Below are 26,183 nucleotides of genomic sequence, written 5' to 3'. Positions count from 1 at the left end.
AATACATTCATTTTAGCACATTTTTATGAATTCTGGGATACTGTCTTTTTTTGTTTCACGTGAAACAAAAAAAGACCTCACCTATTGTGAGATCTTCGTGATTAATTTTCTTCGCCTACGAATGGAAGTAATCCCATAATACGTGCACGTTTAATTGCAACAGTTAATTTGCGTTGGTTTTTCGCTCCTGTACCTGTTACACGACGTGGTAAAATTTTTCCACGCTCAGAAATAAATCTTTTTAATAGTTCAATGTCTTTATAATCGACATGTTCGATATGGTTTGCTGCAAGATAGTCGACTTTACGACGTTTGCGCCCGCCTCTTCTTTGTTGTGCCATCCTTATTTCCCTCCTATCAATTTCTTAGAATGGTAAATCATCGTCTGAAATGTCAATTGACGAGCCACCAAATGGATCTGATGTGTCTCGATCAAAATTCGGCATTCCGGTTGTTTTTTGATTCGATTGGTTTTGATTGTTACTGTTCCCAAAGCTCGGTTGATTTTGACTAAAATCTTCACTATGTGCTGAACGACGTTGTTCATTGGCTGCGCGAGATTCTAATAACTGGAAGTTTTCTGCTACGACTTCTGTAACATAGACTCTTTGACCTTGTTGATTTTCGTAATTTCTTGTTTGAATACGACCTGTTACACCAATCAGAGAACCTTTTTTAGCATAGTTCGCTAAAATCTCTGCAGATTTCCGCCAGATCACACAATTAATGAAGTCTGTTTCTTTCTCACCATTTTGGCTTGAAAAATTACGGTTTACTGCAAGAGTAAAAGTTGCTACTGCCGTGCCGCTTGAAGTATAACGCAAATCAGGGTCTTTGGTTAATCTACCTACTAATACAACATTATTAATCAAAACTGATCATCCTCTCATCGTTTTGTTTCACATGAAACAATTTTATGCTTCTTCTCTGACAATCATGTGACGAACGATATCGTCGTTGATTTTAGCAAGACGATCAAATTCATTGATTGCACTTGCGTTTGATGGAGCAGAAACTTTAACGATGTGATAAATACCTTCACGGAATCCGTTAATTTCATACGCTAGACGGCGTTTTTCCCAATCTTTTGACTCGATAACTTCAGCTCCGTTATCTGTTAAGATTGAATTGAAACGGTCGATTAATACAGTTTTTGCTTCTTCATCAATGTTTGGTCGAATAATATATAAGATTTCATATTTCGCATTTTCCATTGATTTCACCTCCCTATGGACTTAGGCTCCTTCTTTTTGAAAGAGCAGAGAAAGTGGTCATAAATGACTACTCACGGAAAATAATTATACACGTTTGTTTTGCCATATGCAAGTGTTTCAACTGATATCCCTCGAAAATAATTGTCATTATAGCTAATTTACGCTAAATCAAAGCAAAAATTTCTCATTCGGACGTGAATGAGAAATTTTTTGCTATCATTTATTCTTCGACAATTGGATTTTCCTCTACTTCTACCACAACTTCGGGTTCACTTTCAACCGTCGCCATAGTAATGACTTTCGCATCGTCTTCCATCTTAATTAGACGAACACCTAATGTCGCACGTCCTGTTTGTGAAACAGAAGCTGCATGGAAACGAATCATAATCCCTTTATCGGTAATTAATAAAATATCTTCTTTCCCTGAAACCGTCGTTAAACCTGCTAATGGACCATTTTTTTCAGTGATATTAGCGGTCTTGATTCCTTTACCACCACGACCTTTAATCGGATAAGCTGAACCTAACGTCCGCTTACCATAGCCATTTTCGGTAATTACTAGGACTTCGTCCCCTTCTCGGATAATCGCAGCACCAATCACATAGTCATCCGCTCTTAAACGCACACCACGCACGCCTGCTGCCGTCCTCCCCATATCCCTTACAGCTTCTTCTTGGAAAGTCACACTATAGCCTGTATGCGTTCCGATGATCATCACATCTGAGCCGGTTGTTTTCAAAACGTTGACTAATTCATCGTCTTCTTTAAGACCAATGGCAATCAGTCCGTTACTGCGAATATTCGCAAACGCGGTAACAGAAGTCCGTTTGACCACACCTAGACGTGTTGTAAAGAATAAGTACCCTGTCCCAGCTTGGTCTTCTTTTGTTACAGGAACGATTGTTTGGATTTGCTCGTTGGAGTCAATTCCTAATAAGTTGATGACTGGAATTCCTTTTGCCATCCGACCATATTCTGGAATTTCATATCCTTTTGCTCGATAAACCTTCCCTGCATTCGTAAAGAATAAGAGCGTATCGTGTGTGGAGCAAGAAATTAAGGTTTGAACATAATCTTCTTCGTGAACACCCATTCCTTGGACGCCACGACCACCCCGACGCTGTGCTCGGAATTCCGTATTGGCTACACGTTTAATATAGCCGTTGTTCGTTAACGTAATCACGATTTCTTCTTCTTCAATTAAATCCTCATCTTCTAGACTCAAGACTTCTCCTACGAGTAGCTCCGTTCGACGAGCATCGCCGAAACGCTCACCAACTTCATGAAGTTCGGTTTGAATGATTTCAAGTACCCGTTCTGGTTTCGCTAAAATATCGGCTAAATCAGCAATTAATAATAATAATTCTTGGTATTCATTTTCAATTTTATCCCGTTCTAAGCCTGTTAAACGACGCAAACGCATGTCTAAAATCGCTTGGGCTTGACGATCTGAGAATGAAAAACGGGTAATTAAAGTTTCCTTTGCAATCGCATCGGTATTCGAACCACGAATGATCGCAATAATCTCATCGATATGGTCTAAAGCAATACGTAAAGCTTCCAAAATATGAGCCTTATCTTCTGCACGTTGTTTATCAAAAGCAGTTCGGCGAGTCACGACTTCTTTTTGGTGTTCAATATAATTTTCTAAAATCCGTTTGACACTTAAGACTTTCGGAACACCATTTTCGATTGCTAACATATTAAAACCAAATGATGTTTGTAACGAAGTCATTTTATATAAATTATTTAAAATAACGGAAGCACTCACATCGCGACGAACATCAATGACAATCCGCATACCTTCTCTTGAAGACTCGTCTCTTAAATCCGTGATACCTTCGATACGTTTCTCCCGGTGTAATTCCGAAATCCGTTCGATTAATTTAGCCTTATTCACCATGTAAGGTAATTCCGTCACTAAAATTCGTTCACGACCATTCGCTTTTTCGATAATATCCACTTTCGCACGAATAATAATGGATCCACGACCGGTTTCATAAGCGCGACGAATTCCTGATTTCCCCATGACAAGACCTGCTGTTGGAAAATCTGGCCCAGGTAATACTTCCATGATTTCAGCTGTCGTAGCATCCGGGTTAGCCATTAAGACATCAATCGCTGCAATCACTTCATTCAAGTTGTGCGGCGGAATATTAGTTGCCATTCCTACGGCAATTCCCGTTGTACCGTTAACTAAAAGATTGGGAAAACGAGCGGGTAAAACTTCTGGTTCACGCTCGGAATCATCATAGTTACTCTTAAAGTCGACCGTTTTTTTGTTGATATCACGCAACATTTCAAGCGCTAATTTACTCATCCGCGCTTCGGTGTAACGCATCGCAGCCGCGCCGTCTCCATCAACTGAACCAAAGTTTCCGTGTCCATCCACTAACATGTAGCGGTAACTAAACGGTTGCGCCATCCGAACCATCGATTCATAAATCGCACTATCACCATGGGGATGATATTTCCCCATAACGTCTCCCACAATCCGGGCAGACTTTTTATGAGGCTTATCAGGCGTTACGCCTAGTTCATGCATACCGTATAAAATACGACGATGCACAGGTTTTAAACCGTCTCGGACATCCGGTAAGGCACGAGAAACAATAACACTCATGGCATAATCGATGAAGGATTCTTTCATTTCACTTGTTAGATTAATTTCCTGAACATTTTTTTGATTATCTTCCAAAACTCTTTCCTCCTCGATTCATTAAATATCTAAGTTCTTCACGTAATGTGCATTTTCTTCAATAAAAGCACGACGAGGCTCTACTTTGTCTCCCATTAACATTTCAAACACTTGATCCGCTTCAATCGCGTCATCAACTGTTACTTGTAACATTAGTCGTCTTTCAGGATCCATCGTCGTTTCCCATAATTGATGATCATCCATTTCTCCTAGCCCTTTGTAGCGTTGCACACTGATTTTGGGAGAAGCTGGTAGCGCATCGACTACGGCTTGTAAACGTTCTTCTGCATCTTTTCCGGGTTGAATATACGTAATGTTTTTCCCTTGCTTGACACCGTATAGAGGCGGTTGGGCAATATAAACGTAACCGGCTTCGACGACTGGACGCATATAACGGTAGAACAACGTCAGTAATAATGTTCGAATATGCGCACCATCGACGTCCGCATCGGTCATAATGACTAATTTATGATAACGAGCTTTTGCGACATCAAAATCGGAGCCAAAGCCCGTTCCCATTGCTGTAAACAACGCTCGAATTTCTTCATTGGCTAATATTTTATCCATTGACGCTTTTTCGACGTTTAAAATTTTCCCACGAATCGGTAAAATGGCTTGATATTCTCGGCTGCGACCTTGTTTTGCAGATCCACCGGCCGAATCTCCTTCGACGATGAATAATTCGCTTTTTACTGGATCTTTACTCGAACAATCCGCTAATTTCCCAGGTAAATTACTAATTTCTAACGCGCCTTTACGACGGGTCACTTCCCGCGCTCTTTTCGCAGCTAAACGAGCTTTAGACGCAAGAATTCCTTTTTCGACAATTTGACGACCGACTGTTGGATTTTCCATTAGGAATTTTGAAAAATGTTCAGAAAAAAGACGATCCGTAACGGTTCTAGCTTCAGAATTTCCTAATTTTGTTTTGGTTTGTCCCTCAAATTGAGGATCTGGATGTTTAATCGAAATCACGACTGTTAACCCTTCACGGACATCTTCTCCCGTTAAGTTTTCGTCGTTATCTTTCATTATTTTTTGCTTCCGCGCATAATCATTCACGACACGAGTTAACGCCGTTTTAAAGCCTGACTCATGCGTTCCACCTTCGTAAGTATGAATATTATTCGCAAAGCTAAGTAAATTCGTATGGTAACCATCGGTATATTGTAAAGCGACTTCAACAATAATTCCTTGTTGTTCCCCTTCTACAAAAACGGGTTCTGGGAATAAAACTGTTTTGTGGCCGTTTAAATGCTCCACGTAACTTTTAATTCCGCCTTCAAAATAAAATTCTTTTAAAATAGGTTCATCAGGACGGCAATCTTTAATCGAAATATTTAATCCCCGATTCAAAAAGGCTAATTCTCGAATACGAGTCGCTAACTTATCAAAATTGAATTCAGTTGTTTCGGTAAAGATTTCTGAATCCGGTAAGAAGTGAACCTCTGTTCCGTGAAGCGTTGTGTCACCAATGATGGTTAAATCAGAATCTACCGCTCCTCGATTAAATTTTTGATAATGGATTTTTCCGTCTTTGTAGACTTTTACTTCCAGTATCTCAGATAAGGCATTGACGACAGAAGATCCAACCCCGTGGAGTCCTCCGGAAACTTTATATCCGCCACCACCGAATTTTCCTCCTGCATGAAGAACGGTAAAGACCGTTTCTACCGCGGGACGTCCCGTTTTTTCTTGAATCCCTACAGGAATTCCACGACCATCATCAATCACCGTAATACTATTATCTTTTTCGATTATGACTTCGATTTTAGTCGCAAAACCGGCTAGTGCCTCATCGATAGAGTTATCGACGATTTCCCAAACTAAATGATGTAATCCTTCTGAACTGGTAGAACCAATATACATTCCTGGACGTTTTCTTACTGCTTCTAAACCTTCTAGCACTTGAATCTGACTTGCATCATATTCTTTGGCGCGCTCGGCTAAATTTTTTTCTTCTTCAGTCACTCAGTCTTCTCTCCTTTAATGAAACCTTGTTGAACATAATAAATTTCTGGTTCAAGCGTCATTTTATGTTTTAGATGTTCTAAAGTTGTCGTCGTTAAAAAAGTCTGAACTTTCCCTTCGATTGTTTTTAGTAGATGGAGTTGACGTGAATCGTCTAATTCACTCATCACATCATCTAGTAAAAGAATCGGGTACTCGCCAGTCTCTTCGTAAATCAAATCAATTTCTGCTAACCGAACACTTAAGGCGGTTGTTCTTTGTTGTCCTTGTGAACCAAAAGTTTGGACATTTTTCCCATTAATCAAAAAAAATAAATCATCACGATGAGGACCGACCGTTGTCATTTGACGAAACCGTTCCTTTTCACGATTTTTAGCTAATATCTCTGTAAATTGCTGTTGAATCGCACCTAAATCCATTTGGTCCACCAACGGGATACTCGCAACATACTCCAATTGAAGTTGCTCTTTCCCTTGACTAATTTGGCTGTGTAATTGATTCGCCCAATGTTGCAATCGTTCAACAAAGTGTTTCCTAGCGATAAAAATCTTACTGCCAAATTCCACCAGTTGCTCAGTTAAAATATCTAAATATAATTCGTCAGTCTGTTTCTTTTCTGCTAATTGTTTTAAATAGTGGTTCCGCTGTTTTAAAATTTTTTGATATTGCACCAAATCATATAAGTAAATCGGATTGATTTGGCCAATTTCCATATCTAAAAAACGGCGCCGTAGTTGTGGACTGCCTTTTACTAAAGACAAATCTTCTGGCGCAAATAAAATGACATTCATTTGGCCAATATAACTACTCAACTTCTTTTGCTCAATATGATTAACTTTTGTTTTACGTCCTTTTTTCGTTAATAAAATTTCTAAAGGCAAATTCGCATGTTTTTTTTGAAGCTCGCCTTTGATGTAGGCACTTTCTTGATTCCAACCAATCAATTCTTGTTCCTGAGACGTTCGATGGCTACGCGTCATGGCTAAAACAAAAATACTTTCAAGTAAGTTTGTCTTTCCTTGAGCATTTTCTCCTAAAAAAATAACCAATCCTTTACGAAAGGTTAGATGGACATCTTCGTAATTACGAAAATTCTTCACATGGAGTTCATTCAGTCTCATCGTTTTGACCGTATTGTTTCATAAAAAATATACCCTCTCCAGGTATCTCAACTGTCATGCCTGCATATAATTTTCGACCTCGACGATTCTCAGGCTCTCCATCGACAAAAACAGTATTTTCAGCTAAGTACCATTTTCCTTGCCCACCGCTGCTAATGATATTGGCTTCTTTCAGCATTTGCGTAAGTGTCATATATTCGGTTTTTAAAAAGATATTCATTTTCATTATTAACCCTCAATTCTCTACGGAGTACATGATTCTATTATACTCCTAAAATGGAAATAAAACAAATTTCGCCTGTTAAATATGCTTTTTAGCAACTTTAGATTCTTTTAGAGAAATTCATTAAAAAACGAAAAAACGGCTTAAAATCGATTTTAAGCCGTTTTTTCATTTTCAGTTGCTGTTTCAAAAATTTTCTAGAACCTTGAAAATAACTCTTAATTCGTGCGAACTGGTGTAATTAATTGGACAAATTCGCCTTGACCTTCAGACGGTTCTAAAATAAATGGACGGATCGCTGAAATAAATTGGATTTTAATCGTCGTATCGCCAAATGCTCGTAAAGCAGCCTTCATATAGTCTGGATTGAAAGAAATATCTAATGGTTCTCCTGAAACATGATTATAATTGAGACTTTCTTCTACCTTACCGATTTCCGGTGAATTTCCATATAAAATGACACCATCGCTTGCAATATGGAGACGAACAATGTTATTGCGACCTTCATGTGACAATAAAGATGCCCGATCAATGGCCGATAAAAATTCTTTGCCTTCAAATTCAATGACTGTATTAAAGTTCGTTGGGATCAAGCGATTCGTATCAGGATAAGCTCCTTCTAATAATCGGGAATAAAATTTCATTGTTTTCGTTTCAAATAATACTTGGTTATCCATAATACGAATTGTAATGACTTCTTCCTCATCCGTGAGTGAACGTGAAAGTTCGGTTAAACTTTTTCCAGGAATCACAATATCAAAAGCATCGTTCGTATTTTCTAGCGGAATTTTTCGTTGACTTAAACGATGTGAGTCGGTTGCAACAGCTAGTAATGTTTGATTGCTTAAGACAAAATGAACACCTGTTAAAATAGGGCGACTTTCATGTTGCGAAACTGAAAAAACTGTTTCACTAATAAGTTTATTTAAGACGTGTACGGGAATTTGAATTTGGTTTTGCGTATCAATGACTGGTAAATGTGGATAATTATCGGCATCTAAACCATTTACTGTAAAGTTTGCTTTACCAGATGTAATTTCAACTTGATTTTGTTCAATTACTTCTAAGGTAAATTCATCTTCAGGTAAACGACGAATAATTTCACTAAAGAAACGCGCTTGTAAAACGATTGAACCGACTTCTTCAATTTTCATTTGTGCTTGTTCATTTTCAACACTTAAAAAAGATTCAATAGAAATTTCAGCATTACTTCCAGTTAACGTAAGTCCTTGATGACTTAAATCAATTTTAACTCCTGTTAGGATATTAATTGTTGTTTTAGCAGCGATCGCTCGTTGTACGGTTTGTAACTCTTGAATAAACGTTCCTCGATGAATCGTAAGTTTCATGATGGTATCTCCTTTTAGTTATATATTAGTAATAAAAAATTAGTAGTAGTAGTAGGTCAGTGAATATTGTGGATAACATCCGATTAGACTAGGGAGACAAAGTTTTCCACCTGTGCATAAGGTGTGGAAAACTTTGTCTCATTTAGTAGAGTTATTCACATTAGCTAAAAATGATTTCTTTGATTTCTGCAATCTCATTTTGAATCGTGAGGTCTTGTTTCATCAAGCGTTGAATTTTTTCATGCGCATGAATCACCGTTGTATGATCTTTGCCACCAAATTCTGCCCCAATTTTAGGTAAAGAATTATCAGTGAGTTCTCTTGAGAGATACATGGCAATTTGTCTTGGAACAACGATATTTTTAACCCGTTTTTTGCCTTTTAAATCTTTAATTTGAAGATGATAATATTTGGCAACATCTTCTTGAATTTTTAAAATCGAAACTTGACTTAAATGTTGACTTGATTTGAGTGCTTTTAAGGCTTCTGCGGCTAGACTTGTTGTAATATCAACACTTTGAATGGCTGCAAAGGCTTGAACACGCACTAATGCTCCTTCTAATTCACGAATATTTGAATCAATTTGTCCCGCAATGTAACTCAATGTATCATCAGGGATTTCTAGGTTCTCTGCTTCGGCTTTTTTTCTTAAAATAGCGGTTCTTGTTTCTAAATCAGGTGGCGTGATGTCAACCGATAAGCCCCAGGCAAAACGTGAAACGAGTCGTTGAGGAAGTGTAGGGATTTCATTAGGTAAACGATCACTCGTTAAGACAATTTGCTTGTTGTTACGATAAAGTTCTTCAAACGTATTAAAGAATTCTTCTTGAGTTCCTTCTTTGTTGACCAAGAATTGAATATCATCGACTAATAATAAATCGACGGTACGGTATTCATTACGGAATTCTTCCATGCGATTTTTTTGAATCGAAGTAATAAAATCATTGGTAAAATTCTCACTACTGACATATTTAATTTTAGCATGAGGACGTTTTAACAGCATTTGATGACCAATCGCGTGCATCAAATGCGTTTTTCCTAATCCTACTCCGCCATAGAAAAATAGTGGATTATAAATGGAACCCGGATCTTCTGCGACGACTAGCGCTGCAGCATGGGCCATTTGGTTCCCTTTTCCAATAACAAAAGTATCAAAGGTGTACTTATTATTCAACAAGGCTTTACTATGATTGCTTTCTTCGATGACTTCAGGTTGTTTTTCTTTCTGCCCTTTCATAAGGGATTCCGCTTCATCTGGTGTGACGAAAATGGGAAGAATTTCTTCCCCACTCATCATATAGAAGGTTTCTAAGATTTTGCTTGCTAGATTTTTTTCCCAGTAATTTTTTTGAATCATGGTTGGTACTTCAATAATGAGTTGTTTATTTTGAAAGGATAGAGGTTTTGCAGGTTCAATCCAAGTATTATAGCTAACTGGATTCATCTCTTTGCGATAACTATCCTGCAATTCTCTCCAGATTGTTTCAAGAGATGGCATATTTTGTCCTCCTGTACGAATTAGATAAAGATAGATAGTACTAATTTAGCATGAATGACAAAAGTTTTCCACAGAAACAAGAAAATAAAAATAAATTTCTCATAGTATCCACAGTGTGCAAAAAAACCAAAGAAAGTTATACACACGCAAGATAACTACTTTTCCACAAAGCAATATTTTTGTGCATAACTACCGATTGTAAAAAGTTGTTAACAGGCGTAACGGGAAAAATGAAGCTGGTATAACAAGTTTTTTGGATAGTTATGCACAAATAAAAACAGGGATGTGCATAACTTATTTAGGCTTGTGGAGATGTTGATAACTACCAAAGAAGTCCAGGATAACTAGTAGACTATTTTTGTGTCACGCACAGGCTGATGAACGCCTATCCCAGCGTATGTGGATAACTGAAGAAGGGTATTCTATCAATAGAATCCATTTTTTTATTGACAAAAGGTTACTCCGTTCGTTATAATATCAAGGTATGTCGAAAAGTATCGATAGCAATTCCTTTTTGGAGGTGAAAAGTATGAAAAGAACATATCAACCAAGTAAACGTAAACATTCAAAAGTTCACGGTTTCCGTAAACGTATGAGTACTAAAAACGGCCGTCGTGTGATCGCTAGCCGTCGTCGTAAAGGCAGAAAGGTTCTTTCTGCATAAGCCACTGCAAAACAGTGGTTTTTTTTATACACTTTTTTAAGGAAAAGGTCCTACCTTTTCCTTAATTATGGTATGATTGACAAGTGAGTATCAAAGTAGAAGGAAATGATGAAAAGGCATGAGAAAGTCATACCGAGTAAAGAAAGAAAAAGAATTCCAAAAGGTTTTTACGACGGGAAAATCATCAGCAAATCGTAATTTTATCGTCTATGTGCTGCCAAAAGAAAATCAACCTCATTTTCGAATTGGGATTTCTGTTGGAAAGAAAGTCGGCAATGCGGTAAAACGTAATGATGTGAAAAGAAAAATTCGGGCGAGTATTTTTGAGTTGCGGGAAGAGATTCAACCGGACCTCGATTTTATTGTGATTGCTAGGCCATCTGTTTCGACATTAACCTCTCAAGAAGTATACTCGAATTTAAAACATGTATTAAAGCTTGCAAAAGTCATGAAATAGCTTAAGGAAGGAATTATTCGTGTGAAGAAAAAAAAGCAACTATTATTGATGACAACAATGCTCGTTTTTGTTGTGGTGTTATCTGCTTGTGGAACAAGTGAAATTTCGGCTTCGAGTACTGGCGTATGGGAAAAAATTGTTTACCTGTTTGCTCAAGCGGTCAAAGGACTTTCGATTGGCGGGAGTCGCGGAATCGGAATTATTTTATTTACGCTTATCATCCGTATCATTTTATTACCATTAATGCATTTCCAAACAAAAAGTATGCGTAAGACGCAAGAGCTACAACCAAAAATTAAACAATTACAGCAACAATATGCGTCTAAAGATGTTGAAACGCAACAAAAATTCCGTGAAGAACAACAAAAATTGTACGCGGAATATGGCGTAAATCCTTATGCAGGTTGTTTACCATTACTCGTTCAAATGCCAATTTTAATGGCCATTTATCAAGCGATTTCTCGGGTACCTGAATTGCGTGAAGGAAGCTTTTTATGGTTAAAAATATTAGGGGAGCCAGATCCTTATTTTATTTTACCGGTTTTAGCAGCTATTTTAACGTTTGCTAGTACTTATTTATCAAGTATGAGTCAAGTAGAATCAAATGCGAGTTTGAAAGTAATGAATTATGTTATGCCTATCATGATTTTCGTGATGGCGGTTAATTTACCAAGTGCGTTATCTTTATATTGGGTTGTCTCCAATGCTTTCCAAGTCGTTCAAACGCTCTTAATTAATAATCCTTTTAAGATTATGAAAGAGCGAGAAGAAATGGCTAGAAAAGAAAGAGAACGTGTGAGAGCTTTAGAAAGAGCACAAAATCCAAAGAAAAAAAGAAAAAAGTAAGATAGTCAAAATAGTCATTGAGGTAGAGGGGAGTTAAAGAGATGCCAGTTTATGAAGGAACGACCATTGAAGCTGCAATTCAACATGGTTTAAAGCTTTTAGGAGTAACGAAAGAGCAAGTTACGATCAAAATCTTAGATCAAGGTAAAAAAGGATTTTTAGGAATTGGGAAAAAAGAAGCTCAAGTTTCTTTAGAATTAAAGGAAGTCGAGCAACAAACAACTGAAATATCCCAAACAATCGTCGAAGAAGAAAAGCCAGCAAACGAAGTCTCGCCTGTCACAAGAACTCAAACACTTGAATCCTTAGACAATGAGGAAGCCTTAAAACAATTAGCGATTTATTTAGCGGAAATAACGAAACAAATGGATGCCCCCGCAACGGTGACCATGAGCCATGAAGATCATTTAATTGTTTTTCAATTAGATACGGAAAAACAAGGCTTATTGATCGGAAAACATGGAAAAATGTTAAATGCGATTCAATATCTAGCACAAGTCTTTATTCACCGGGTAGCAAAAAACAAGTTATCGATTGTGGTGAATGTCGGGAATTATCGCGAGAAACGTCAAGCTATCTTACAACGTTTAGCAGAACGTACAGCAGAAAAAGTGGATCGTACTGGTCGTCCAATTTTTCTAGAACCAATGCCTGCTTTTGAGCGCAAACAAATCCATGCGGCATTAAGTAAGAAAGATTACGTTAAAACACATTCGGAAGGTGAAGAACCTTATCGTTATTTAGTCGTTGAACCAGCTAAAAAATACTATTAAAATAAGAAACAATAAAAAGGCAGCAAATACCTCACGTATCTGCTGCCTTTTTTGTTTGGAAGAATTGTCGACGACTTAGCCTCCGATGGTCGCGGGTTTAAATTGAACGATAGTACCATAGGCAAAAATTTGCAGTGATGCCGCTTCTCTGGTTCCTACTTGTTCATAGGAAAAATGACAATTAATAATCGCATCGGCACCGTATTCATGTGCTTTTTCTTTTAGTTTGATGATAATGTCGTGGAAAAGAGTATCCGTGTCAGTGTCACTTGCAAATAAATGGATTTTTTTTTCATCCGTCGCAAAAACAAGATCGCGGACGAGATAAGAACGATTGACGTTTCCAGTAGATAATAAAATATGATCGAGTGGATTTTGATCCGTAGATGAATAACGTTGTTTCATGAAGATCCCTTCTTTCTCTATTACTCCCTTCATTCTACTGTTTTTTTATCATTTTCGCAAAAAATAAAAAAGAAGGCTTACTTGTAAAGATAAAAAAAATATGCTAATCTATGACAAGAATTCAATCAGACTAGCAGTCAAAGTGCAACGTCTACTTCTTAATTCGTTAAGGGGTGGAGTGGGCACTTTTTTTGTGCAAAAAATGAGGAGGAGTTTTCATTGGCAAAGTTTACCCAAGAATTTGATACGATTGCAGCGATTTCTACGCCACCTGGTGAGGGAGCCATCAGTATTGTTCGTTTGAGTGGCGATGAGGCGATACAGATTGCGGATCGTATTTATCGTCAAGGACAAAAACGGCTGCAAGAAGCGCCGACACACACGATTCACTATGGTCACTTAGTAGATCCTGTAAATGAACAATTAATCGATGAAGTCATGGTTTCAGTGATGCGTGAACCTAAGACGTTTACGAGAGAAGATGTCGTCGAAATTAACTGTCACGGTGGGATTGTTGTTGTAAACCAAATCTTACAACTCCTTTTGCGACAAGGTGCTCGTTTAGCAGAGCCGGGTGAGTTTACGAAGCGCGCCTTTTTAAATGGCCGGATGGATTTATCTCAAGCAGAAGCGGTGATGGATCTGATTCGTGCGAAAACCGATCGTGCGATGCATTTAGCCTTAAATCAATTAGATGGACGATTATCGACGTTAATTCGTGCCTTACGTCAAGAAATTTTAGCGACCTTAGCCCAAGTGGAAGTCAATATTGACTATCCGGAATACGATGACGTTGAAGAGATGACAACGCAATTGTTAATCGAGAAAACACAGCAGGTTCGCCAGCAAATTGAGACGTTATTAAGGAGTGCACAACAAGGAAAAATATTGCGTGAAGGACTAAGTACGGCAATTATTGGTCGACCAAACGTTGGGAAATCAAGTTTATTAAATTATCTATTACAAGAAGAAAAAGCGATTGTGACTGATATCGCGGGAACGACACGCGATGTCATCGAAGAATATGTCAATGTTCGCGGTGTACCGCTTAAATTAATTGATACTGCAGGAATTCGGGAGACCGAAGATGCCGTTGAAAAAATTGGGGTACAGCGGAGTCGAAAAGCGTTATCGGAAGCGGATTTGATTTTATTAGTTTTAAATCAAAGTGAAGAACTAACGATAGAAGATAAACAAATTATCGAAGCGAGTGCGACCAGTAAACGGATTATTTTATTGAATAAAACGGACTTGCCAGCAAAATTAGATCGAAAAGACCTCAAATCTCTCGTAGGAGAGACTCCTATTTATTCAATTTCTGTTTTAGAAAGTGAAGGACTAGACGCCTTAGAAAACGCTATTGCAATGCTATTTTTTGCTGGAGAAACGGGTGAAAAAGACGCCTCTTATCTATCGAACACTCGCCACATTGCTTTACTAGAAAAGGCAGTTCAAGCTTTAGATGAAGTGATGACTGGGATTGAAGCAGGGATGCCGGTCGATCTTGTACAAATGGATATGACGCGTTGCTGGGATTATTTAGGAGAAGTTGTCGGCGATAGTGTACAAGATGAACTCATCACACAATTATTCAGTCAATTTTGCTTAGGGAAATAAGGAAGGAAGAACCAATTCATGAATTTTTATCAAGGAGAAACATATGATGTTATTGTTGTAGGCGCTGGACATGCAGGTTCTGAAGCCGCACTGGCAGCAAGTCGTATGGGCTTAAAAACGATGCTCATCACATTAAGTTTAGAAATGGTCGCGTTTATGCCTTGCAATCCTTCGCTTGGAGGACCAGCTAAAGGCGTTGTTGTCCGTGAAATTGATGCTTTAGGCGGTGAGATGGGAAAAAACATCGATAAAACCTATATTCAAATGCGGATGCTTAATACGGGTAAAGGTCCGGCCGTTCGTGCGCTCCGTGCACAAGCCGATAAGCATGCCTACGCTACTCAAATGAAAGCAACGATTGAAAAAGAAGACAATTTAACGCTTCGTCAAGGCATTGTGGATCGCCTGATTGTGGAAGATGGGATTTGTCGTGGCGTCATTACTTCTACTGGTGGCATGTATCGTTCAAAAGCAGTGATTATTACTGCAGGAACAGCTTTGCGTGGCGAAATTATTATTGGCGAATTAAAATATTCATCTGGGCCGAATAATTCCCAACCATCGATTGCGTTAGCGGATCATTTAAAAGAACTAGGGTTAGAAATTGAACGCTTTAAGACAGGTACGCCTCCAAGAATAAAAGCGAGCTCAATTGATTATTCCGTAACGGAAATTCAACCGGGAGATGAAGAAGCGAATCACTTTAGTTTTAGTACCCCAGATAGTGCGTACTTACAAAATCAAATTCCATGCTGGTTGACGTATACAAATCCTTCAACACACCAAATTATTCAAGATAATTTACATCGCGCACCGATGTTTACTGGCTTAGTTGAAGGTGTGGGTGCACGTTATTGTCCGTCAATTGAAGATAAAATTGTTCGTTTTGCCGATAAAGACCGTCACCAGATCTTTTTAGAACCTGAAGGCCGTCAAACGGAAGAAGTCTATGTACAAGGACTGTCTTCTTCTCTACCAGAAGATGTCCAAATGGATGTCTTACATTCGATTGCGGGCTTAGAGAACGCACAAATGATGCGCACAGGCTATGCGATTGAATATGACGTTGTCGTCCCTCATCAATTACGCCCTACATTAGAAACGAAGGTTATTGAAAATCTATATACAGCTGGACAAACAAATGGAACAAGTGGTTATGAAGAGGCGGCGAGCCAAGGATTAATGGCGGGGATTAACGCGGCCTTAAAAATCCAAGGAAAAGAACCACTCGTGTTAAAACGTAGCGATGGTTATATCGGCGTGATGATTGATGATCTCGTGACAAAAGGTACGACCGAGCCGTATCGCTTATTAACCTCTCGTGCGGAATACCGTTTGATTTTGCGTCATGACAATGCTGACTTACGTTTAACGGAACTGGGCTACGAGATTGGTCTTGTGAAAGAGGAACAATATGCTGCTTATCGCAAGAAAAAAACAGCGGTTGAAAAAGAAATGCAACGATTGAAAAAAATTCGCATGAAACCGACGAAAGAATTCCAGGCGTTCCTAGCAACGATTGATTCTGCAGCCTTAAAAGATGGTATTTTAGCGAGTGAAATTTTGCGCCGACCTGAAATTCGCTACAATGATTTACTAGCCTTTATTCCAGCAGGAGAAACATTAACGAATCGCGAAATTGAGCAACTTGAGATCCAAATTAAGTACGAAGGCTACATCAAAAAAGCGATGGAAAAAGTGGATAAATTGAAACGAATGGAAGCGAAACGAATTCCAGAACGGATTGATTATGCAGCGATTAATGGTTTAGCAACAGAAGCACGTCAAAAACTACAAAAAATCCAACCAGAAACGATTGCACAAGCGAGTCGTATTAGCGGCGTGAATCCCGCAGATTTGAGTATTTTAATGGTCTATATCGAAAATGGAAAAATTGCGAAAACAGCGGAGTAATGATTCGTTAATGTTATTTTTTGGAGATACTCTTTCGAATAAAATCATTATTTAAATAGCGATTATTTTTTATTTTTTGTACGAAAATCGAACAAGCCACTATTCAACCCATGATGTTGGGAATTGAATAGTGGCTTGTTTCACGTGGAACAACTTTTAGATTTTATCTAATGCTTGAGTCAAATCAGCAATAATGTCATCAATATGTTCTAGTCCAATCGATAAACGAATCGTTTCTGGTTTAATTCCTGCAGCGAGTAACTCCTCTTCAGAGAGTTGAGAATGCGTCGTGGAGGCAGGATGGATAATTAATGATTTAGCATCACCAACGTTGGCCAATAAAGAGAATAATTCAATATGATCAATGAATGCTTTACTTGCTTCACCACCGGCTTTTAAGCCAAAGGTGAAAATAGCACTTGAGCCTTTCGGGAAATATTTTTGAGCCAACTCGTAGTAAGGATTACTTTTCAGTCCTGGATAATTGACCCAAGCCACTTTTGGATGATTTTCCAAAAACTCTGCTGCTTTTTGGGCATTTTCAACATGTCTTTCTAATCGAAGCGAGAGCGTTTCTAACCCTAATAATAATAACCATGAGTTAAAAGGTGAGGCGCAAGCACCTGTATCGCGTAAAAGGACTGTCCGCACACGGGTAATATAAGCAGCAGCACCGACATCTTTGACCCATGAAATCCCATGATAACTTGCGTCTGGTTCCACAAGACGCGGGAATTTACCATTATCCCAGTTAAAGGTTCCGGCATCAATAATCGCGCCACCCATTGCTACGCCGTGGCCGCCGATATATTTGGTCGTGGAATAGACAACGATATCGGCCCCGTATTCAAAAGGTCTAAACAAATAAGCTGTCGCAAACGTATTATCAACAATTAAAGGAATACCCGCTTCATGCGCAATTTGAGCAATGGCTTCAATGTCTGCAATGGTAATATCCGGATTTCCTAAAGACTCGAGGAAAATGGCTTTCGTCTGCTCGGTAATCGCCTCTTTAACATTCGTTGGTTCATCTGCATCAACAAAAGTAGTCGTAATGCCAAATTCTGGTAGGGTATGCGCAAATAAGTTATACGAACCACCGTAAATGCTTTTAGCAGAGACAATATTGTCGCCGGCGGAAGCAATATTTAAAATCGCATACGTAATGGCTGCCGAACCAGAAGCGGTAGCGACTGCCCCAACTCCACCTTCAAGTAAAGCCAGGCGCTCTTCTAAAACAGCAGTCGTGGGATTCGTAATTCGAGTATAAATATTCCCAGCATCACTTAAATTAAACCGATTGGCTGCTTGTTCTGCACTGTCAAAAACGAAAGATGTCGTTTGATAAAGAGGGACACTTCGGCTTCCTGTTTCCTGATCAATTGTTTGGCCACCGTGTAATTGAATTGTTTCGAAATGTTGTTTTGTCATATTGTTTTCCTCCTCAGATAAAAGTTTTTATTTTGATGTCTGACCCCAGACAGTTTCCGTAATGTCGTTGATTAACTGAATTTTTTGCCATTGGGCTTCCTCTGTTAAAATATTGCCTTCTTCGGTAGAGGCAAAGCCACATTGTGGACTAAGATAAATTTGTTCTAATGGAACGTACTGACTGGCTTCGTGAATCCGTGAAATGATGCTTTCTTTTTCTTCTAACTCCCCAGATTTACTTGTCACTAAACCTAAAACAACTTTCTTGCCTTCAGGTAAAAATCGTAACGGTTCAAAATCACCGGCACGTTCGTCATCGAATTCTAAAAAGAACGCATCGACATGTTCATTCGCTAAAAGTGTGTTTCCAATGGGTTCATAACCACCAGCCATCGCCCATGTGGAGTGATAATTTCCCCGACAGACGTGAGTGGTCACAATCAAATCTTCAGGTAAATCTGCGATGGCTCCATTGTTTAGGCGTAAGTAGACTTGTTGTAATGCATCTAAAGCTGATTGATCGAGGTTTAAAATCTCAGCATAAGACGTATCAACAAAAAATCCCCATGTACAATCATCTAATTTAAGATGTCGACAACCAAGTGCATAAAGCTGTAAGATGGTTTCTCGATAAGCTTGAATAATATCTTCGTACAACGCTTCATGATCTGCATAATAACGATCGATTTTAGCGGCATTATCTTCTCTCACAAGTTCGGCGTATAGTTGTGCAGGTGCAGGGATACTTTGTCGTATATGCTTGGCGTCGACTAGTTGCGTGAGGAATGTAAATTCTTCAAAAACAGGATGATTGGGATTGTAACGAATTTGATCGACTAACCACGCAGAGTCTGGTCTTGTTTCTTCCCCGTGAAAAAGATATCCTTGCTCCTTCACTGTATGCTCAACACCATTCAATCCCCAGAAAAAATCTAAATGCCAGTAACTACGACGAAATTCACCATCACTCACATATGTCAATCCAACGTCTTTTTGTTTCGCGACAAGTTCCGTAATGGTTTGATCTTCAATTTTTTTTAAGTCAGAAAGAGAAATCTCGCCTTTTTGGTAGGCATCCCTCGCCACTTTCAATGCTTCTGGGCGTAAAAAGCTCCCGACAATTTCACTACGACTGACAATATTTTGACACATCCGTCATTCCTCCTTTAATTTAAAAAACAAAAAAATCCTTAGAAAAGACAACTGTCTCTTCTAAGGATGTATGAATACATGGTACCACCTTAATTCGTAAAAGTTTCCACTTTTACCTCGATCAATACGGCTCAAATAAGCGATATTGCTGTTTTTTTAACGGGAACCTCCGTGTACTTCTAAAAAAATTCGAAGTACCCACTCAAAAGCCATTTTCAAATGAGGAATGTTTCGCTTCTTCTCAGCTACCGAAGCTTTCTGTTAGAAAATTCTTATCATTTTACTTTCTTTCTCATAGTGTTTTAATATTTGTAAGACCAATCATACCGCAAAAAAATCATTTGTCAATTAAAAAAGGTAAAAAAGTTTTTTAAATCAATCGATTGACAATTCTATTTAAATATTATAACTTGATTAGAAATTCACGAAAAAAATGATTTTTTAATGAAGGAGGAACGATGATGTCGCTAGAAAATGGAGAAATTCAAGTAAAAAAATGCTTGTTGAAGGAGAAAGTCATTCAAATCAACCCTTCAAGTCATCCATCCACTCAGCCTATAAAAATTGGAATTGTTAATTTAATGCCGCAAAAAGAAGTCACGGAAGAACAATTATTTGGATTATTAGAAAAAAGTCAACAATCAATCGCCGTTTATTTAATAAAAATGGGGTCTTACGAGAGTACAACGACTAAAAAAGAACATTTAGAAACCCATTATTATACAATACAAGATCTTAAAGATCAGTCTTTTGATGGCTTTATCATTACCGGAGCACCAATCGAGACCATTCCTTTTGAAGAAGTGGATTATTGGTCTGAGCTAACCGAAATAATCGAGTGGAGTCAAACGCAAAGTCATTCAACGCTTTATATCTGCTGGGGAGCCATGGCAGGCTTGTATTATTCTTATGGTGTCGATAAATACCTGTTGAAAGAGAAGCTTTCAGGTGTCTTTAAGCAAGAAGTGAATCAAGCACATCCTCTCGTTCAAGGATTCCCGACAACGTTTTGTTATCCGCAATCACGCTATACGCAAGTCAAACAAGAGCAACTTGCCCAATGTCCTTTAACAGCGGTCGCTTCAAGTCAGGAACTAGGTCCGACCATTCTAGCTTCTGAAAACTTGAGAGCGATTTACATCTTAGGTCATTTGGAATATGCTAAAGAGACGTTAAAAAACGAGTATATCCGTGATTTATTGAAAGGATTAAATCCGAATGTGCCTGAAAATTATTTTAAAAATAACGATCCAAATGAGAACATTACCCCTTGTTGGCACGCGGAGTCAGTGTTATTTTATCAAAATTGGTTAGCACAACTAGTGAAGAATAAAAGAAAAATATAATACCAGTAGTTAACTTTGAAGACACCCGTTCATGATTCCTTCATCAAGAGAGAGAAATCTATTTTATTAGAGTTTAAAAATATAAAAAGTGAAACGAATGCTTATTAATAGTAAACGTTTCTCTTTTTTATTGGTTAAAGATAAAAATGTATGCGTTTTATATTTTTTTGATTTTTAAAGAAAAGCTATTGACAAATTACCAGGATAATTTATACTTATGTTGTGGTTACTACCAGATAGAAAGGTTTAATGGTCTCAATTTTAAAATAAAAAGGACAAGCAGACTAATCATTTTTTATCGCTTTTATTTTTATTTCTTCAATTGAGTATCAAAAATTATTTTATCTTTAGCAAACGGCATTCTTTTTTTGAATCAAAATGAAATCGTTATCTTTTCTTAAAGGTAAGTAACAGATTAAATTGGTTGCTATCGAGATAGCAAATCAGTCAGGAGGAAAAAGATTATGGCAATTATTGGTGTACGGATTGATGGTCGATTGATTCACGGACAAGTGGCAAATTTATGGACGAACAAATTGAATATTACTCGTATCATGGTGGTGGATGATGAAGTCGCTCAAAACGCAATTGAAAAAAGTGGATTAAAACTAGCGACACCTGCGGGAGTAAAATTGAGTATTTTACCGATTGAAAAAGCTGCACAAAATATTTTAGCAGGGAAATATGATTCACAACGTTTGCTCATTGTTGCTCGTCGTCCAGATCGCTTATTAAAATTAGTCGAACATGGTGTGAAGTTGGAAGAGATTAACGTGGGAAATATGTCTCAAACTCCTGAAACACGCTCGATTACGAAATCGATTAATGTTGTAGACGAGGATGTAGAGGCATTTAAAAAATTAGATGAGAAAGGAGTACGCTTGGTTTCACAAATGGTACCAAATGATCGGATTGAGCAATTTATGAGTCTGTTAAACAAATAAGGAGGGAAAATTACATGGCGATTCAATGGTGGCAGATATTATTATTATCATTATATGCAGGGTATCAAATTCTCGATGAATTACAGTTTTATTCTTCAATCAGTTCTCCCGTTTTTGCAGGTTTCTTTGCAGGGCTTGTGATGGGCGATTTAAAAACAGGATTATTAATTGGGGGTGCCATGCAACTAACCATTTTAGGGGTTGGGACGTTTGGAGGGTCATCACGGATTGATGCCAACTCTGGAACGGTTTTAGCAACAGCATTTTCTGTGTCACTCGGTTGGGATCCTGAACAAGCGATTGCGACAATTGCGGTTCCAGTAGCAGCATTAATGATTCAAATGGATATTTTAGGACGCTTTACGAATACGTATTTTGCGCACCGGATTGATGCTCACGTTGAAAACTTTAACTATAAAGGGATTGAACGAAATTATTTAGCAGGTGCGATTCCATGGTCTCTTTCTCGGATGTTGCCAGTATTTTTAGCATTAGCTTTTGGTGGCGAATTAGTTGAAAGTGTCGTGGCGATTTTAAACGGTGATTTAAAATGGTTAGGAGACGGGTTGTCTGTGGCAGGAGCAGTGTTACCTGCTGTCGGGTTTGCAATTTTATTACGTTATTTACCAGTAAAAAAACACTTCCCTTATCTCGCATTAGGCTTTGTTATCACGGCCTTATTAACGACCGTATTTGGTAATATTCAGTTCTTAGGTGGAAGTGTGGCAACGGTTGTCGAAGAATTTTCAGGTATCTTTAACGGATTGCCAATGTTAGGAATTGCAATTATTGGTTTTGCATTAGCTGCAATTAGTTACAAAAATAATATCGGTGGACCAGTAGCACCACAAGGAGCTTCACAAGCATCTGTTGAGGGGGAAATCGAAGATGACGAAATCTAATTATAAATTAACAAAAGAGGATTTTAAACAAATTAACCTTAGAAATATCCTGACATTCCAATTAGGATGGAACTATGAGCGGATGCAAGGATCTGGTTACTTATACCATATTTTACCGCAGCTTCGTAAGATGTACGGTGACGGGACAGAAGAATTAAAGACAGCAATGAAAGCGCACTCGCAATTCTTCAATACCTCGAACTTTTTGAATACGATTGTAACAGGTATTGACTTAGCGATTGAGGAAAAAGAAGGTATTGATGGCATTGATACGGTTTCAGGGATTAAAGCTGGTTTAATGGGACCTTTTGCGGCAATTGGGGATTCCATTTTTGGGGCATTAATTCCAACTATTTTTGGAGCACTAGCAGCAAATATGGCGATTCAAGGGAATCCTGTCGGCATTTTCATCTGGATTGCGGCTCAATTAGCAGTGATTGTATTCCGTTGGAAGCAATTGGAATTTGCTTACAAAGAAGGTGTGAGTTTGGTAACCACGATGCAACATCGCTTAACTGCTTTAACTGATGCGGCAACGTTAATGGGAGTATTCATGGTAGGAGCCCTTGTGGCAACGATGATTAATGTGAAAATTGCTTGGGCACCAAGTTTAGGGGATGTAACATTAAACATCCAAAATAACTTAGATATGATTTTACCGCGTTTATTCCCAGCAGCAATCGTTGGCTGTGTGTACTGGTTACTAGGTAGAAAAAATATGACAGCAACACGTGCGATTTTCATCGTATTATTTGTTTGTATTGCTTTATCGGCATTAGGTGTGATTTCGAAATAAATAATAGTAGGAGCGTAATATAAATGAGCCAATTAGTTTTAATCAGTCATGGGACGTTTAGTGAACATTTAAAACAGAGTACTGAAATGATTATGGGACCACAAAGTAATATCCATTCAGTCTGTTTATTACCTGCAGAAGGGCCCAAAGAATTTCAAGAAAAATTGGAATCCGTGCTTCATAACCTGGATGATTTTACCATTTTTTGTGATTTAGCAGGAGGAACGCCATGCAATGTGGCAACCCAATTGTTAATGACAGGGTGGTCATTTGAATTATATTCAGGAATGAATATGCCAATGATCATCAGTTATATTAATGGTGAGATGATTGGCTCAAAAGGCGACATTGTCGAAGAATCAAAGGCAGGGATTTCACTTATAAATGATCGCTTAGCTGCGATGACGGATGATGAAGACGAAGACGAATAGTAACAAAGAGACAACCACTTGCTGAGCGTTCTTTCTTAGCAGGTGGTTTCTTTCATAATATTTTTATGAATAAATAAAAATAAGAGAGAACCGCGATAATAAACCTTTTTAAAGTTGACTATCATTTTTTAATATAGTAAACTCATATTGTGGTAGTAACCAGTTAATTTTTAAAAAGGATGACGATGGAGGGATAAAAATGTATCAATTAACGAAAGAAGAACTAGCGAGGTTGGGCGCTGAAATTACGACTAGCGAGATTCATCAACAGCCCAAATTATGGCAAGAAACGTTAGAAAATTATGAAAAGGCCTACGAACGAGTAACGTCATTTTTAGCGAGCGTGAAAAAAAATACAACGAGTCGTGTGCGAGTTATTTTTACCGGTGCAGGCACTTCTCAGTATGTGGGTGATATTTTAGTACCTTATTTGAATGAATACGGCGATCACGAGAACTTTTTATTTCAAAGTGCTGGAACGACCGATATTGTTGCCGCACCGTTACAATATCTCAATCCCGATGATACGACGATTCTAGTTTCATTTGCACGTAGTGGGAATAGCCCGGAAAGTGTCGCAGCGGTCAAACTAGCCAATCAACTCATTAAAAATAGTTATCATATTACGATTACTTGTGCGAAAGAAGGTGCATTGGCAAAAGCTGCTCTTGGAGATGAACGCAACTTATTATTACTGATGCCAGAAGACTCCAATGACAAAGGGTTTGCCATGACGGGGAGCTTTTCATGTATGACATTAACCGCACTACTCGTCTTTGATTCCCGTTATTCATTACTCGAAAAAAGTAAACATGTACAAAATATGCTGACGCTAGGTCAAGAAGTCTTGCAGCGCGAAGCTGAGATTAAATCATTTGTCGATCGTGAATTTGATCGGATTGTGTATCTAGGATCTGGGAGCTTAGCAGGACTTGCGCGCGAAGCTCAATTAAAAGTATTAGAGTTGACCGCAGGAAAAATCACGACCGTGTTTGACTCTTCGCTCGGATTTCGTCATGGCCCCAAATCGTTTGTGAATGAGAAAACCTTAATTTTTGTTTTTATGAGTAATCAACCCTACACGCGTCAATATGACTGCGACATCTTAGAAGAAGTGAGTGGCGATCAGATTGCTGCTGGAGTAATCGGTATCGGTCAACCAGGAACAATCGACTTTTCAGGGGAATGTTTTGAAGTTGTAACAGGGACTGACTTGTTACCCGATGGCTATCTTGCTTTAGTAGATGTTCTGTTTGCCCAAACGATTTCGCTATTGTCATCCGTAAAAGTTGGCAATACACCAGATACGCCTTCACCGACTGGAACGGTGAATCGAGTCGTTAAAGGTGTTACGATTCATCCATATGAACAATAAAAAAACAAATGAGATAGGAGAGACAAGATGTTATATTTAACGCAAGGAAAAAAAGCAGCAATGGACCGACTATCCACAAAAGACGGACGTATTGGCGCCCTCGCAATCGATCAACGAGGTGCGATGAAGAAAATGATTCAAGCTTTTGGGGAAGAAGCGACAGGGGAGCAAATCGAGGCATTTAAGACGCTTGTCTCAGAAGAACTAACGCCTTATGCATCATCGATTTTGTTAGACCCTGAATATGGTTTACCAGCTACCCGTGCACGTCATGAAGAAGCAGGGTTGTTGTTAGCCTATGAAAAAACAGGTTATGATGCTACGACTCCTGGAAGACTCCCTGATTTACTAGAAGATTGGTCTGTTATTCGTTTGAAAGAACAAGGAGCAGATGCGATAAAGTTCTTACTTTATTATGATGTCGATGAAGATCCGGCGATTAACCATAAAAAACATGTGTTTATTGAGCGTCTAGGAAGTGAATGTTTAGCAGAAGACTTACCCTTTTATTTGGAACTGTTATCTTATGATGCGACCATTTCCGACAATCAATCCGTCGCATTTGCTCGAGTGAAAGGACACAAAGTCAATGCGATGATGCGTGAATTTTCGAAACCACAATATAAAGTTGATGTCTTAAAAGTGGAAGTTCCGGTGAATATGAATTACGTCGAAGGCTTCGCTGAGGGTGAGGTTGTTTATACCCGTGAAGAAGCACTGCGCTTATTTAAAGAACAAAGCGATGCTACGAACTTACCATTCATTTTCTTGAGTGCGGGCGTTTCGGCAGCGTTATTCCAAGAGACACTAAGATTTGCGAAAGAAGCCGGTTCGACTTTTAATGGAGTATTATGCGGTCGTGCAACGTGGAAAAATGGCGTAGAGCCGTTCATTAAAGAAGGAGAAGCAGCAACTCGAGAATGGTTACAAACACAAGGACGAGAGAATATTGAGTCTTTAAATCGCGTCGTCGCACAAACGGCGAGTTCGTGGCATGATAAAGTGAAAATATGTGATTAGTGAAAAAGAAGGGGATGAAAACAGTCGCTGTTATCA

Annotated in this window: 25 protein-coding genes and 1 other annotated feature; of the genes, 13 read left to right on the top strand and 12 right to left on the bottom strand. The window is 38.5% G+C overall.

Annotation, left to right across the window (positions count from 1 at the left end):
• Window positions 1-101: 101 nt before the first annotated feature.
• From rpsR to dnaA, 9 genes are all read right to left on the bottom strand, one after another.
• On the bottom strand, window positions 102-341 hold the full coding sequence (rpsR, locus tag RU93_RS05100) for a 30S ribosomal protein S18 (protein ID WP_071874537.1): 240 nt from the start codon (window positions 339-341) through the stop codon (window positions 102-104).
• A 24-nt stretch (window positions 342-365) separates the two neighbouring features.
• Complete coding sequence (ssb, locus tag RU93_RS05095; protein WP_071874536.1) at window positions 366-872, bottom strand: single-stranded DNA-binding protein; 507 nt, start codon at window positions 870-872, stop codon at window positions 366-368.
• Window positions 873-914: 42 nt separating this feature from the next.
• On the bottom strand, window positions 915-1,214 hold the full coding sequence (gene rpsF, locus RU93_RS05090; protein ID WP_071874535.1) for a 30S ribosomal protein S6: 300 nt from the start codon (window positions 1,212-1,214) through the stop codon (window positions 915-917).
• 220 nt (window positions 1,215-1,434) lie between these two features.
• Window positions 1,435-3,912, bottom strand: coding sequence for a DNA gyrase subunit A (gyrA, locus tag RU93_RS05085; RefSeq protein WP_071874534.1), 2,478 nt, complete (start codon window positions 3,910-3,912; stop codon window positions 1,435-1,437).
• Between the two features lie 21 nt (window positions 3,913-3,933).
• Complete coding sequence (gene gyrB / locus RU93_RS05080) at window positions 3,934-5,883, bottom strand: DNA topoisomerase (ATP-hydrolyzing) subunit B (RefSeq protein WP_071874533.1); 1,950 nt, start codon at window positions 5,881-5,883, stop codon at window positions 3,934-3,936.
• Window positions 5,880-7,004 carry a DNA replication/repair protein RecF gene (recF, locus tag RU93_RS05075; protein ID WP_071874532.1) on the bottom strand — a complete coding sequence of 375 codons (1,125 nt, stop codon included), beginning with the start codon at window positions 7,002-7,004 and terminating at the stop codon, window positions 5,880-5,882. Before recF ends, gyrB begins: the two co-directional genes overlap by 4 nt.
• Window positions 6,991-7,230, bottom strand: coding sequence for a S4 domain-containing protein YaaA (gene yaaA, locus RU93_RS05070; protein WP_071874531.1), 240 nt, complete (start codon window positions 7,228-7,230; stop codon window positions 6,991-6,993). Before yaaA ends, recF begins: the two co-directional genes overlap by 14 nt.
• Window positions 7,231-7,445: 215 nt before the next feature.
• A complete protein-coding gene (gene dnaN / locus RU93_RS05065) occupies window positions 7,446-8,576 on the bottom strand; it encodes a DNA polymerase III subunit beta (RefSeq protein ID WP_071874530.1) in 1,131 nt (376 codons plus the stop codon).
• Window positions 8,577-8,736: 160 nt separating this feature from the next.
• Window positions 8,737-10,074 carry a chromosomal replication initiator protein DnaA gene (dnaA, locus tag RU93_RS05060; protein ID WP_071874529.1) on the bottom strand — a complete coding sequence of 446 codons (1,338 nt, stop codon included), beginning with the start codon at window positions 10,072-10,074 and terminating at the stop codon, window positions 8,737-8,739.
• A 529-nt stretch (window positions 10,075-10,603) separates the two neighbouring features.
• Between dnaA and rpmH the strand changes: the two genes are divergently transcribed.
• From rpmH to jag, 4 genes are all read left to right on the top strand, one after another.
• Window positions 10,604-10,738 (top strand): 50S ribosomal protein L34, encoded by a 135-nt coding sequence (gene rpmH, locus RU93_RS05055; RefSeq protein WP_071874528.1) that lies wholly within the window; start codon window positions 10,604-10,606, stop codon window positions 10,736-10,738.
• A 118-nt stretch (window positions 10,739-10,856) separates the two neighbouring features.
• A complete protein-coding gene (rnpA, locus tag RU93_RS05050; protein WP_071874527.1) occupies window positions 10,857-11,195 on the top strand; it encodes a ribonuclease P protein component in 339 nt (112 codons plus the stop codon).
• Between the two features lie 21 nt (window positions 11,196-11,216).
• Window positions 11,217-12,041: a membrane protein insertase YidC gene (locus RU93_RS05045; RefSeq protein ID WP_071874526.1), complete on the top strand. Its 825-nt coding sequence runs from the start codon at window positions 11,217-11,219 to the stop codon at window positions 12,039-12,041.
• 41 nt (window positions 12,042-12,082) lie between these two features.
• The gene (gene jag / locus RU93_RS05040; protein ID WP_071874525.1) at window positions 12,083-12,814 is read left to right on the top strand and encodes an RNA-binding cell elongation regulator Jag/EloR; all 732 of its coding nucleotides are present in this window, start codon (window positions 12,083-12,085) and stop codon (window positions 12,812-12,814) included.
• A 75-nt stretch (window positions 12,815-12,889) separates the two neighbouring features.
• Here the strand turns inward: jag and RU93_RS05035 are convergent, their stop codons facing one another.
• A complete protein-coding gene (locus tag RU93_RS05035) occupies window positions 12,890-13,219 on the bottom strand; it encodes a heavy metal-binding domain-containing protein (protein WP_071874524.1) in 330 nt (109 codons plus the stop codon).
• 219 nt (window positions 13,220-13,438) lie between these two features.
• Between RU93_RS05035 and mnmE the strand changes: the two genes are divergently transcribed.
• Entirely contained in the window at window positions 13,439-14,836 is a 1,398-nt protein-coding gene (gene mnmE, locus RU93_RS05030) for a tRNA uridine-5-carboxymethylaminomethyl(34) synthesis GTPase MnmE (protein ID WP_071874523.1), read from the top strand.
• An 18-nt stretch (window positions 14,837-14,854) separates the two neighbouring features.
• Window positions 14,855-16,750 carry a tRNA uridine-5-carboxymethylaminomethyl(34) synthesis enzyme MnmG gene (gene mnmG, locus RU93_RS05025; RefSeq protein WP_071874522.1) on the top strand — a complete coding sequence of 632 codons (1,896 nt, stop codon included), beginning with the start codon at window positions 14,855-14,857 and terminating at the stop codon, window positions 16,748-16,750.
• Window positions 16,751-16,906: 156 nt separating this feature from the next.
• Here the strand turns inward: mnmG and RU93_RS05020 are convergent, their stop codons facing one another.
• Together RU93_RS05020 and RU93_RS05015 are read right to left on the bottom strand one after the other, a co-directional pair.
• On the bottom strand, window positions 16,907-18,181 hold the full coding sequence (locus tag RU93_RS05020; RefSeq protein WP_071874521.1) for an O-acetylhomoserine aminocarboxypropyltransferase/cysteine synthase family protein: 1,275 nt from the start codon (window positions 18,179-18,181) through the stop codon (window positions 16,907-16,909).
• Between the two features lie 27 nt (window positions 18,182-18,208).
• Window positions 18,209-19,333, bottom strand: a complete 1,125-nt coding sequence (locus tag RU93_RS05015; protein WP_071874520.1) for a 5-methyltetrahydropteroyltriglutamate--homocysteine S-methyltransferase — start codon at window positions 19,331-19,333, stop codon at window positions 18,209-18,211.
• A 59-nt stretch (window positions 19,334-19,392) separates the two neighbouring features.
• Window positions 19,393-19,638 (bottom strand) — a binding site (T-box leader).
• 156 nt (window positions 19,639-19,794) lie between these two features.
• Here RU93_RS05015 and RU93_RS05010 point away from each other — a divergent pair.
• The 7 genes from RU93_RS05010 to lacD all read left to right on the top strand — a co-directional run bounded on the left by RU93_RS05010 (window position 19,795) and on the right by lacD (window position 26,147).
• Window positions 19,795-20,679 carry a homoserine O-succinyltransferase gene (locus RU93_RS05010; RefSeq protein ID WP_071874519.1) on the top strand — a complete coding sequence of 295 codons (885 nt, stop codon included), beginning with the start codon at window positions 19,795-19,797 and terminating at the stop codon, window positions 20,677-20,679.
• A 464-nt stretch (window positions 20,680-21,143) separates the two neighbouring features.
• Window positions 21,144-21,623 (top strand): PTS sugar transporter subunit IIB, encoded by a 480-nt coding sequence (locus RU93_RS05005; protein WP_071874518.1) that lies wholly within the window; start codon window positions 21,144-21,146, stop codon window positions 21,621-21,623.
• A 14-nt stretch (window positions 21,624-21,637) separates the two neighbouring features.
• Window positions 21,638-22,525, top strand: a complete 888-nt coding sequence (locus RU93_RS05000) for a PTS mannose/fructose/sorbose/N-acetylgalactosamine transporter subunit IIC (protein WP_071874517.1) — start codon at window positions 21,638-21,640, stop codon at window positions 22,523-22,525.
• Window positions 22,512-23,321, top strand: coding sequence for a PTS system mannose/fructose/sorbose family transporter subunit IID (locus tag RU93_RS04995; RefSeq protein ID WP_071874516.1), 810 nt, complete (start codon window positions 22,512-22,514; stop codon window positions 23,319-23,321). The genes RU93_RS05000 and RU93_RS04995 overlap by 14 nt, the downstream gene beginning before the upstream one ends.
• 23 nt (window positions 23,322-23,344) lie before the next feature.
• On the top strand, window positions 23,345-23,752 hold the full coding sequence (locus RU93_RS04990) for a PTS sugar transporter subunit IIA (RefSeq protein ID WP_071874515.1): 408 nt from the start codon (window positions 23,345-23,347) through the stop codon (window positions 23,750-23,752).
• 199 nt (window positions 23,753-23,951) lie between these two features.
• Window positions 23,952-25,127: an SIS domain-containing protein gene (locus RU93_RS04985; RefSeq protein WP_071874514.1), complete on the top strand. Its 1,176-nt coding sequence runs from the start codon at window positions 23,952-23,954 to the stop codon at window positions 25,125-25,127.
• A 27-nt stretch (window positions 25,128-25,154) separates the two neighbouring features.
• Window positions 25,155-26,147 carry a tagatose-bisphosphate aldolase gene (gene lacD, locus RU93_RS04980; RefSeq protein ID WP_071874513.1) on the top strand — a complete coding sequence of 331 codons (993 nt, stop codon included), beginning with the start codon at window positions 25,155-25,157 and terminating at the stop codon, window positions 26,145-26,147.
• The last annotated feature ends 36 nt before the right edge of the window (window positions 26,148-26,183 follow it).

Source organism: Enterococcus aquimarinus (assembly GCF_001885765.1).
Lineage (GTDB): Bacteria > Bacillota > Bacilli > Lactobacillales > Enterococcaceae > Enterococcus_I > Enterococcus_I aquimarinus.
This window is presented reverse-complemented; position numbering and strand designations above follow the sequence as displayed.